Origin of the sequence: Psychrobacillus sp., assembly GCF_032154225.1 — a bacterium.
Classification (GTDB): domain Bacteria; phylum Bacillota; class Bacilli; order Bacillales_A; family Planococcaceae; genus Psychrobacillus.
The window spans coordinates 22,250-33,904 of sequence record NZ_JALDYF010000007.1; the positions used below are offsets into that span (position 1 = coordinate 22,250).

Sequence of the window (11,655 nt, forward strand, 5' to 3'; positions counted from 1 at the left end):
TCACCCTATAGTAGAAATTCTTTTTTTACAAGTATATTTGCATTTTTTAATATCGAAGCCAAAACTTTTTTGGGGGTATTGGCGACTTCACAATACATCGGGTTAGTATACAAATGGATTGCTTCGGGGTATTCCTTCTTCACAACTGAGCGAATTTGCTCACCTGACTTGTCTGCATCCAAAAAAGCGTAAATGGGTAAACCATCATAAGGACTTAAAATTTCTTCTAGTTTCACATTTGAAATAGTACCATTTGTACAAATGATTTCAGGGGTTTCATCAAGAAGTGATAACAGCCGAAGCTTATCTGATCTTCCTTCAACGAGAATAATTTTTTCACTAAATACATTAGCCAATTAAATTCTCTCCCAACTAGTTCATTTTAAATCATTATATGAAAAAGCGCCGATAATTAAACGGCGCTTTCATCTATTAACCTTCGATTAGTTCAGCATATTTTTCAGCAGATAATAAAGCATCTACTTCAGCAAAATCTGCTGGTTCAACAACGATCATCCATGCATTTTCATACGGAGATTCGTTTACAAATTCAGGGCTATCTTCTAGCTCCGAGTTTACTTCGACTACTTTACCACTGATAGGGGCATAAAGTTCAGATACCGTTTTTACAGATTCTACACTACCAAAAGGATCTCCTGCTTTAATATCGTCTCCAACTTGTGGAAGCTCTACAAACACGATGTCTCCTAGTTCTGATTGTGCAAAATGTGTGATACCGATACGTACTTTATTATCTTCTGTTTTTACCCATTCATGCTCTGCTGAGTATTTTAATTCATTAGGTGTGTTCATGTTATACCCCTCTCAAAATAATTATACATTCATCTATAATAGTGACATATTTTAACGTTAAAAACAAGCTACCTTATGAGGTTTTCCAAACCTGTTCATAGTCATTTTCTTTAAAGCCCAGCGTTAGTTGCTTACCATCATAAACGAATGGTCGTTTGATCAACATTCCATTTGATACAAGGATGTCTATTTGTTCTTCCTGCGTCATTTGAGGCAGCTTGTCCTTTAACTCTAGCTCACGGTATATTGTTCCGCTCGTATTAAATAGTTTGTTTAATTGCGTGTTTGTTGTTGCCAGTATTTCTTTTATTAATTCGATTGAAGGGGGTGTTTCAACTATATTATTTTTTTCAAACTCTACGCCATTGTCTTTCAACCATTTACTCGCCTTGTTGCAAGTGCTGCACTTGGGATATCCAAAAAATTGAATCGTCATTTCATATCACCTTTTTCTATTTATCATAGCATAAGAGTAAAAAAAGTTGGAACCCCCAACTGTTGATTTCCATTACGGTTGGCGCTTTTTGAGGGAATGGCTTCAATCTCCTCGTGACTTCAAAAACATGTGTTCCTGCGGTTACTCTTCGCAGCAGCGAAAATCTACAAGTATGTATTATCTCATAACTGCAGCTTTAAAAAAATTGGAGGAATCAATTAGATCATGAGTGAAACAAGTATTGTACGTCCACTTCTTTTACTCTATTTCTAAAAAGGGAATCACTCGTTCAACAGATTCGACTCTTCGTTTGCTCTCTACAAAATTTAGAAGCATGTACTTCGTAAAATCAATAAATAGAAAGAACATGTTGACATCCTTACAAACTAGATGGATAAAGTGAAAAGCGGCGACTCCAGCGGGATTAGCGTTAGCCGCAGACCTCGCAGCGTAGCAAGGAGGCTAAGGCAACGCCCGCGGAAAGCGTCCGCTTGTAACGTAATCCAGTCTATACTAATCTAAAAAAAGCCGATTCATAAGAATCAGCTTTTTCTTTGTATTTATACAACATATTTCTCCGCATCGATTAGTTTAACGGAAGCTTCGCGCTTTTTAAGAATAACATTAGACGGATTGTAACGAGTTAATTTACGAAGAGCTGAAATCATCATGCGTAAATTGTCGCCTTCCACTGATGCAATAAGCGTTTCTTTCGCTGCTTTTTCAATTTCATCAAATGCCTCTTGGCAGAAAATTTCTGTATACAGAAGTTTTTGATGTGCTTTTTCTACGCCGTCACGGCCAATTGCTTTTTCTGTACGTAATAGAGCTGATTCCATTGCAAATAAGTTATTTGCGATATTTGCGATATTCACAAGAATCTCTTGCTCTGCTTCTAGTTTCGTACCGAAGCGTTGTGCAGCTAAGCCTGCTACAAGTATACCGATTTTCTTCGCATTAGCTACTAATACTTTTTCTTGTGCAAGTGGCTCATCGCCAACTTCTTCCGGCATCATCATTAATAACTCTTCTTGTAAGCTTTGTGCTTTTTGAAGAAGTGGAAGCTCGCCTTTCATTGCTTTCTTCAAGAAAGTACCTGGAACGATTAGACGATTAATCTCATTTGTCCCTTCAAAAATACGGTTAATACGAGAGTCACGGTAAATACGCTCTACTTCATATTCTTGCATGAAACCATATCCACCATGTAGCTGAACTGCTTCGTCAGCGATATAGTCAAGAACTTCGGAACCTACTACTTTGTTAATAGAGCATTCAATCGCATATTCTGCAATAGAAGCTGCAATTGCTTTTCCGTCTTTTTGCTCAGCTTCACTTAATTGGCTCATACGATCTTCAAAATAACCTACAGTACGATAGATTAAGCTTTCCGTAGCATATAATTTAGAAGCCATTGTAGCTAATTTTTGTTTCGTTAGATTAAATGAAGAAATTGGTGTTTTAAATTGCTGACGTTGGTTCGAGTAAGAAATAGCTAACTCTAAAGCACGTTTAGAACCACCAACAGTTCCTACTCCTAATTTGTAACGACCAATATTTAAAATATTGAATGCAATAACATGACCACGTCCGATTTCACCAAGTAGGTTTTCTACTGGAACTTGTGCGTCTTGTAAAATAAGTGTACGAGTAGAAGAAGATTTAATACCCATTTTCTTTTCTTCTGCCCCTACTGAAACGCCAGAGAATTCTTTTTCTACGATAAAAGCAGAAAACTTATCTCCGTCTATTTTCGCATAAACAACAAATACATCTGCAAAGCCTGCATTCGTAATCCATTGTTTTTCACCATTTAATACATAATGCGTTCCTTCTGCATTTAATTTAGCAGTTGTTTTTGCTCCTAAAGCATCTGAACCTGAACCTGGCTCTGTTAAAGCATAAGCAGAGATTTTCTCACCAGACGCTGAGTTTGGTAAGTACTTTTGCTTTTGCTCTTCGTTTCCGAAAAGTACAATTGGCAATGTACCGATCCCAACATGCGCTCCGTGCGTAATCGAGAATCCACCTACGACAGACAATTTTTCCGCAATTAATGCAGAAGAAACTTTATCTAATCCAAGCCCGCCATATTCTTCTGGAATATCTGCTGCTAATAATCCAAGATCTCCTGCTGATTTCAATAAACGAACAGAATGCTCAAACTCATGATTTTCTAAGTTTTCCACTACCGGTAAAACTTCATTCGCTACATAATCTTCTGTTGTTTTGGCAATCATTTTTTGCTCATCAGTAAAATCCTCAGGTGTAAATATGCGACTTGCGTCAATATCTTCTACTAAAAAAGCTCCGCCTTTAACTACATCTTGAACTTGTGTCATTTCGTTATCCCCCTATGTGATCATTCATTTTCATTGCTTATAAAAGTTCAAATACACCAGCAGCACCCATACCGCCGCCGATACACATCGTTACTACTCCGAACTGTTTCCCTTGGCGTTTTAACTCGCTCATCATTTTCAACGTTAAAATCGTTCCAGTTGCCCCAAGTGGATGCCCTAATGCAATTGCTCCACCATTGACATTCACTTTATCAATATCAATTCCTAGATGACGGACTACTTGAATAGATTGAGAAGCGAATGCTTCATTAATCTCCCAAATATCAATGTCTTCTATAGATAAGCCAGCAAGCTTTAGTGCTTTTGGAACTGCAACAATTGGACCAATTCCCATTACATCAGGTGCAACTCCACCTACTGCAAACGAACGGAACTTAGCAATCGGTTTTAATCCTTGTGCTTCTGCAACTTCACGGTCCATCACAAGTACTGCGCCTGCCCCGTCAGATGTTTGAGAAGCGTTACCTGCTGTAACCGACCCTCGAACATTAAATGCCGGGCGCAATTTTGCAAGCGTTTCGATACTCGTGCCGACACGAACTCCTTCATCCATTTCAAATAAAAACTTCTTTTCTTGCGCCTTATTACTTTCATCTACATAATGCTTGATCACTTCAACAGGTACGATATCATCATTGAATTTACCAGCAGCAATAGCAGCAGCAGCTAGCTCATGTGAACGAACTGCAAAAGCATCTTGGTCTTCGCGGCTAACTCCGTATCTAATCGCAACTTGCTCGGCTGTGTGACCCATTCCCATATAATATTGCGGTGCTGTTTCTGCCAAGTATGAATTTGGACGAATCGTATTTCCCATCATTGGAACCATACTCATCGACTCTACTCCACCTGCAATAATTGCTTCCGAAGATCCGAGCATAATTCGCTCCGCTGCGTATGCAATCGACTGCAAACCAGATGAACAAAAACGGTTTACAGTAATTGCTGGAGTTGTATCTGGAAGTCCTGCTAATGCTCCGATATTACGAGCAACATTCATACCCTGCTCTGCTTCTGGCATTGCACAACCTAATATTAAATCATCAATTGGGCCATCGTATCCTCCCGCTCGTTTCAATGTTTCTTTTACAACTAGTGCTCCAAAATCATCCGGACGAACTGTTGCCAAAGATCCTTTTTTCGCTTTCCCGACTGGTGTTCTCGCACCTGCTACGATAACTGCTTCACGCATGAGTTTTCCTCCTTAATGACCAACGCAGCCTTAGTTGCGTAACGGTTTTCCTTTTACTAACATATGTTGCATTCTTGCTTGCGATTTTGGTTCAGCTACAAGACTTAAAAATGCTTCTCTTTCCAGATCCAGCATATATTGTTCATCGATTAATGTGCCGTATGGAACTTTTCCACCTGAAAGCACATAAGCAAGCTTTTTCGCGATTTTCAAATCATGTTCACTGATAAATCCTGATAAGAACATTCCTTCTGCACCTAAAAGTAAAGTTGCATAACCAGATGCTCCTGTAACTGGAATTTTTTCACGAAGTGGTGCTTTATAGCCACCTTCAAACAGCGCAAGTGCTGCTTGTTTTGCATCATATAGTAGATGGTCTGGATTAACGCTTACGCCATCCGCGAAGTTTAAGAAATTGTTTTCGCGTGCTCCTTCACCAGAAGTAGAAACTTTTGCCATTGCAATCGTTTCAAATACTTTATTCGCAACATATTGATAATCTACTTGAACACCGTTTGGAAGACCTTTTAAATGCTTCACATAAAGCTCTTTATTGCCCCCACCACCAGGGATTAGGCCAACTCCCGCTTCCACTAGACCCATATACGTTTCCATCGACGCTTGAATATGAGCTGCTGGCAAGCAAACTTCTGCTCCACCACCTAATGTCATTGCAAATGGTGCCGCTACTACAGGTTTCGCTGAGTATTTAATTTTCATCATCGCATTTTGGAAACTACGAACAACAAAGTCTAATTCGAAAATATTGTCGTCTTGTGCCTCCATCAAAATCAATCCAAGATTAGCGCCAACACAGAAATTTTTCCCTTGGTTACCGATTACTAAGCCGTTGTAGTTTTTCTCCACTTCATCTACTGCAAAGTTAATCATTTGAATAATATCTAAACCAATAGAATTCGATTGTGAGTGGAATTCAAGTAAAGCAATTCCATCACCTAAGTCTATTAAACTAGCACCAGAATTCTTTTTAATGACGCCATGTTTTTTCTTATATCTTTTCAAATCAATTACTTTTTCATTGACCGGAACTAATTGATAGTCCATGCCATCGAAGAAATAAAGATCCGCATCTACTTCTTTATAAAATGTTTCAAAGCCTTTATCCAATAAAGACTGTACAAACGTAGGAATTTCTTTTCCGTCAGCTTGCATTTTATCAACCGACTCTTTTACGCCGATTGCATCCCAAACTTCAAATGGTCCTTGCTCCCAGCCGAATCCCCATTTCATCGCTTGGTCGATCGATACGATATCATCTGCAATTTCTCCATGAAGCTCTGCTGAATATAGTAGAGTCGGACTTAATATGCTCCATAACAGTTCACCAGTACGATCTTTTGCATATGTTAACGTTTTCACTTTTGCAGCAAGACCTTTTTGTTGTTTCGCCATTTCCATAGAGGCTGTTTTTAGTTTCTTGGAAGGCTCGTATTCTAGCGTTTCTGGATTAAGTTCCAAAATTTCTTTATCCTTTTTCAAGAAGAAACCTTGACCTGTTTTTGCTCCAAGCCATTTATTTTCAAGCATTTTATGCATAAACGCAGGGACTTCAAACACTTTTTGCTCTTCGCCAGATGTTTGGTCATATACATTTTTCGCTACATGAACAAATGTGTCTAAACCAACAACATCAAGTGTACGGAATGTTGCGGACTTCGGACGCCCGATTAATGGACCTGTAACGGAATCTACTTCTCCGACAGAATATCCACGTGCAAGCATTTCACGAAGTGTTACAAGCAAACCATATGTCCCAATTCGGTTGGCGATAAAGTTCGGTGTGTCTTTTGCTAAAACAACACCTTTTCCTAATGTATCTTCCCCGAAATGTTTCATAAACTCGACCACTTCAGGAGCAGTAGTATTAGCTGGAATTACTTCTAATAGCTTCAAATAACGAGGTGGATTAAAGAAATGCGTTCCTAAGAAATGCTTACTAAAATCTTCTGAACGTCCCTCTAGCATTGCGTTGATACTAATACCTGAAGTATTAGAACTAATGATTGTACCAGAACTTCGGATTGCATCTATTTTTGCGTATAAGTTTTTCTTCACTTCTAAGTTTTCAACAATTACTTCTATAATCCAGTCCACATCTTTTAACTTTCCTAAATCATCTTCTAAATTCCCAGCAGTTATTAACTGCAAGTTTTTCTTAGATGTTAGTGGTGCTGGTTTTTGTTTTAATAATTTTTGTAAAGCCGTTTGAGCAAAGCGATTTCGAACAGTAGGATGTTCTATTGTTAACCCTTTTGCTTCCTCTTCTTTATTGACTTCGTTTGGAACGATGTCTAATAATAATGTTGGAATACCGATGTTTGCTAGATGTGCAGCAATTCCAGATCCCATTACCCCTGAGCCAAGTACAGCTGCCTTTTTGATTTGATAAGCCACGTGCAAAGCCTCCCCTTCGTCTTGAATGAATACTCATTCATTTTACAGTTAAAAAAAATAGACGTAATCTCTATATCCTTTAGTTTAGAACAAATTTTAAATTTTCGCAATAATAAAATGATGAAAAGTACATTTTTCTTTCTAGTCATTCGAAAAAAGTGTAAACTGATAAGAAAAGCGGAAACGCCTATTTCTGCCCTGACAGGCAAATGGGGAAAAGCGAGGAGGCAGTTCCCCAGCCACCACAGCTTTTTCACATTTGACCCCCGAGGGGCTAGGCGCTGTAGCTAGACAATTACTTGGTTTGAAAGTTTAGACTTTCACACAAGTAAAAAAAAATGCTTGGAGGTTCATCATATGAAAAAAATTACAACTGCTGAACAATTTAATGAAATTATTGGTGGCAACGAAGAAGTACTAGTAAAATTCGAAGCTGGCTGGTGCCCGGATTGCCGACGCATGGAAATGTTTATCGATCCAATTATTGAAAAGTACAATCAATATACATGGTATGAAGTAAATCGCGATGAGTTACCAGAAATCGCTGAAAAATATGAAGTAATGGGAATCCCAAGTCTTCTTATTTATCAAAACGGAGAGAAAAAAGCACATTTACACAGCGCAAACGCAAAATCTCCGGATCAAGTAACAGAATTTCTAGACGCTCAAAATTAAAAAGAAATGCGTAAGCGCCTATGTCTGCCCCGACAGGCAAATGGGGAAAAGCGAGGAGGCAGTTCCCCAGCCTCCGGAGCTTTTTCACATTAGACCCCGAGGGGCTAGGCGCTGTAGCTAGACAATTACTATGTAGGAAAGTTTTTACTTTCTTAACTAATCAAAAAGGCTGTTCCAATGAGGAGCAGCCTTTCTTCTATATAAGGAGATGATAGAAATGCAAATCCAATTACCTTTACAAGGACTTTCTCAATATGACGCTTCTATTCATCCAAACTATCAAGCTTCTGCCTGTGGTCCAGTTACCGCATTTGTTCTATTAAACTATCTTTTGCCAAACGCATGTCCCTATACCCCAAACGACATGTATAGCAAACTTGGCGGAACTCGCATTGGATTATTTACGCATCGTTTTATTCGCAACACGCGAAAAATTATTGGACCTGAATGGAAAGTAGTAAAATGTTCCCTCCACTCGGCCTTACACGAGTTAAAAAGTGGTCGCCCTGTTGCTTTGAAATTCGATAAGTATTTTACATTCCAATGGAATAAAAAATTCACATTTGCCTACCACTGGGTTCCACTAATTGGCTACGAAATAAAAAACGCCGAACTCTTTTTAATCATTCATGATAATGGAGGCAGAAATAGAGAAAGTACCATTCGCAAAGTACGATACGCAGAAAATGCTTCTGTCCTTACATTTGTTCAAATTACACCGAATTAATTTTTCAACTGTCTCGCTAAAATCGTATAACCATTATCATATAGGTAATCATGCTTAGAAGACGGGATACCCTTCACAATCAGATGATCCAATTCTGCTTCAATCGGAACATCTCGTCGAATTGTCGCAAGCTCCTTAGAAAGCTTAAGCATCTCTAAATCTGTTTCGATTTTCGTACGTTGCCCTGCTTTCAATAAATGAAGAGAGTCGATAACATTTTCCACTGTTCCATATGTTTGCACTAATTGTAATGCTGTTTTTGGTCCAATGCCTCTTACTCCTGCATAGCCGTCACTCGAATCTCCCATAAATGCTTTAACATCTGGGAATAATAACGGCGAAATACCATACTCTTCTAAGAATCGCGCTTCATCGTATACGTCATATATCGTAAATCCTTTTTTCGTAAAGGCAATTTCAGTAGATGGGTGTAACAATTGCAATAAATCTTTATCTCCACTTACGATTGTGAACTTCGCATCCTCTTGCCATTTATGCGTAACCGAAGCGATTGTATCATCTGCCTCCATGCCAATAATTCCAAAATTCATCCACCCTAAATGCTCTGATAAATCTTGTGCCATATCAAATTGAGGAATAAGTTCTTCTGCTGGCTTCGGACGATTTGCTTTATAGCCATCGTATAACTCATTACGAAATGTGTTGGCACCTTTGTCCCAACAAATTGCCATATGTGTTGGCTGCATTAGGGTTTGCGCGGCAAGTACATGTCTTGCAAATCCCTGCACTGCATTTGTTGGTATTCCTTTATCATTCTTAAAATAGTTCCCAGACATCGCCGTTGCAAAAAACGAGCGAAATAATAATGCCATTCCATCTATTACTAATACATGTGGTTTCTCTTGAGCCATTTCAAACATCCTTTTTTATAGTAGATTTACATTTAGTATATCATGAGCCGCATGTTTCTAGAGTTATCAGGAAATAAAGTAATAAAAGCACCTACGTGTGTTGATTAACCATTTTATTTAATGGTTTCGGCAGGGATTTGCGCTACAGAGTCGAACGCTTACTGCAGGCACAGCTTCAGCCACTGGTGTCGCCGGCTCTTTCGCTCCAATCCAATCGAGCATGTTAGAAGCTTTCAGGCTATTCCTCTATTAAAAATTTTTCCAACTAAACCTGCTTTTTTTTCCAACTAAATGCTCTAAAATTCTAACTAAGCCTTCCATTTTTCCAACTAAAACGTAGAGTGACAGATGGGAAAGTAAATTAAAATAGAAAATGGATCGTCACATTTTATCGTTCAGCCCTATGATTACTAACCTATATAGATAGAGATTTACTGAATGCCGTAGCGTGCCTGGCCGCTTGAGCCGAAGTATGAGACTCAAGCCGCGCAGCGCAAGTTGGCTCATGCAAAGTGCGGCAAGCGCGAAGGCATAGGGGCTATTCACTAAGACACACCATATGTAAAGTACGAATGAGGACGTAAATCACCTAAAAAAGCCTAAAGGGAATTTTTACTTTCCCCTTAGACCCACGACATCTCTCATATGCATGCTCTCGAAACCATACTTCCCCTTCAAATACTCCACATGTATTAATATTTCCTCTAAAAACCACAAATTCTCTTCTATATTTTTCCCGAAATTATGTGGATGCCACCATAAATGATACAACTCATTATTTTTAGCAGCATGTGTCAAACTGTTTTTAATTCGCTTCAAACGGAGCCCTTCCAACACCTTTAACCTATTACTATACGGGCGCAGAAAACGGCTCGACTTTATATTGGCAATCGGCTCTATTTCAATATCCTTCATTGAAAATGTATGATGACCCGATAAATTTATATAAGCGTCCATTAGCCGAAGCATTTGACGTATTTTCGTATTCGTTTTTTTCATATATGGCCCATAGATCCATGCCTCTTCATTGCCTCGATAAGCAGTTATTCCGTATTCACGACATAGCTCCAAATAATTGGAATTCACTTGATTTCTTGGAAATACTAGTGAAGTACTGGCTTCTTTCAAACGAACAACCGCTTGCAAGTCTTTCTCAAAATGCTCGCTACGTTGTCCATCCTCCAGGCAATAATAATGCGTGAATGTATGCGTGCCGATTTCTTGATTTGGAATTTCTTTCATAGCTTCAATAAGTGAATGTCCATAATGATAAGGATCATTCACTTCATCCTCCCCGACGTTAGGTAGGTTATGCACCGGAGAAAAGGCGTCGTTATCGTATGGAATATTTAAACCTTCCAAGCAAGTTAAAAGCTCTTTTTTATTTTTACAATAAAGCAACCCTACGACTGCCCATGTTGCATGAATATCGTACTTCAAAAACAGCTTTAAAATTTCTGGTATCGCTAGACGTGCTCCTAGTATATTTGCTCCATATGTTTCAAGAGGAAACACATCATGTACCCCCCAATTTAACTCCGTATCTAATGAAATAATGAGCGCGCCCAGTTCCTCACCCTTTCCTCTCCATTTTTTTAGAATTAAACGAATCCTTTACCCACAAAAAGTTTCGATATGTTTTTGCCTTTAAAATACTTGTTGAAAAAATTATCTTACTTAAGCCATTGCCATCATTATTTTTGGTTATATTTTGCTCTTTCATGTTTCTTGCTTTTAAATAATTGGATATCTTAGAAGGAGTACCCCCACTCTCTACTAATCCATGCAAATGAAAAATAGTATTTTTCTTGTAAGTAATAATCTCATCAAAAACAAACATGATAGCCCGATCTACATCTCTTTTTTTTGCAACTATATCCATCATTTTCGTTTCCTCAGGAGCTAAAAAATGCATTATATACCCAAACCATGTTTTTTTCAGTTGAAACGGAAAAAATGCAATCATTCTATTATGCTCTTTTACTGCATATATCTTCACTTCTCCATGCCCTTCTAAAGACTTCAACAAATTACAAACAAATTCATATTCGATGAAAGGGTTTGAGTTTTGATTTTCCTTTAAAATGGCCAACCATTCTTCCTCGTATATCGATAGATGCTTATAAGTAGTAATTGAAATAAGCTCCAAATAATCCTCCAAT

The 11,655-nt window shown here is 38.4% G+C and carries 11 protein-coding genes; 2 read left to right on the forward strand and 9 right to left on the reverse strand.

The annotated features are described in order from the left end of the window. Positions 1-5: 5 nt before the first annotated feature. The 6 genes from RUH95_RS10985 to RUH95_RS11010 form a co-directional block, all read right to left on the reverse strand. Positions 6-356: a toprim domain-containing protein gene (locus tag RUH95_RS10985; protein WP_313892916.1), complete on the reverse strand. Its 351-nt coding sequence runs from the start codon at positions 354-356 to the stop codon at positions 6-8. 76 nt (positions 357-432) lie between these two features. Further along, the gene (gene gcvH / locus RUH95_RS10990) at positions 433-813 is read right to left on the reverse strand and encodes a glycine cleavage system protein GcvH (RefSeq protein ID WP_313892917.1); all 381 of its coding nucleotides are present in this window, start codon (positions 811-813) and stop codon (positions 433-435) included. A 73-nt stretch (positions 814-886) separates the two neighbouring features. Next, a complete protein-coding gene (locus tag RUH95_RS10995; protein ID WP_313892918.1) occupies positions 887-1,249 on the reverse strand; it encodes an arsenate reductase family protein in 363 nt (120 codons plus the stop codon). Positions 1,250-1,809: 560 nt separating this feature from the next. Further along, positions 1,810-3,591 (reverse strand): acyl-CoA dehydrogenase family protein, encoded by a 1,782-nt coding sequence (locus RUH95_RS11000; protein ID WP_313892919.1) that lies wholly within the window; start codon positions 3,589-3,591, stop codon positions 1,810-1,812. Positions 3,592-3,628: 37 nt separating this feature from the next. Beyond that, a complete protein-coding gene (locus tag RUH95_RS11005; RefSeq protein WP_313892920.1) occupies positions 3,629-4,804 on the reverse strand; it encodes an acetyl-CoA C-acetyltransferase in 1,176 nt (391 codons plus the stop codon). 30 nt (positions 4,805-4,834) lie between these two features. Then, entirely contained in the window at positions 4,835-7,219 is a 2,385-nt protein-coding gene (locus RUH95_RS11010) for a 3-hydroxyacyl-CoA dehydrogenase/enoyl-CoA hydratase family protein (protein WP_483880134.1), read from the reverse strand. Between the two features lie 357 nt (positions 7,220-7,576). Between RUH95_RS11010 and RUH95_RS11015 the strand changes: the two genes are divergently transcribed. Next, entirely contained in the window at positions 7,577-7,894 is a 318-nt protein-coding gene (locus RUH95_RS11015; RefSeq protein ID WP_313892921.1) for a thioredoxin family protein, read from the forward strand. A 217-nt stretch (positions 7,895-8,111) separates the two neighbouring features. Next, a complete protein-coding gene (locus tag RUH95_RS11020) occupies positions 8,112-8,621 on the forward strand; it encodes a C39 family peptidase (protein ID WP_313892922.1) in 510 nt (169 codons plus the stop codon). Here RUH95_RS11020 and RUH95_RS11025 read toward each other — a convergent pair. The 3 genes from RUH95_RS11025 to RUH95_RS11035 form a co-directional block, all read right to left on the reverse strand. Further along, positions 8,618-9,493, reverse strand: a complete 876-nt coding sequence (locus tag RUH95_RS11025) for a 5'-3' exonuclease (RefSeq protein ID WP_313892923.1) — start codon at positions 9,491-9,493, stop codon at positions 8,618-8,620. The genes RUH95_RS11020 and RUH95_RS11025 overlap by 4 nt on opposite strands. A 612-nt stretch (positions 9,494-10,105) precedes the next feature. Continuing rightward, positions 10,106-11,008 carry a polysaccharide deacetylase family protein gene (locus RUH95_RS11030; protein WP_313892924.1) on the reverse strand — a complete coding sequence of 301 codons (903 nt, stop codon included), beginning with the start codon at positions 11,006-11,008 and terminating at the stop codon, positions 10,106-10,108. Positions 11,009-11,066: 58 nt separating this feature from the next. After that, positions 11,067-11,642, reverse strand: coding sequence for a GNAT family N-acetyltransferase (locus RUH95_RS11035; RefSeq protein ID WP_313892925.1), 576 nt, complete (start codon positions 11,640-11,642; stop codon positions 11,067-11,069). Between the last annotated feature and the right edge of the window lie 13 nt (positions 11,643-11,655).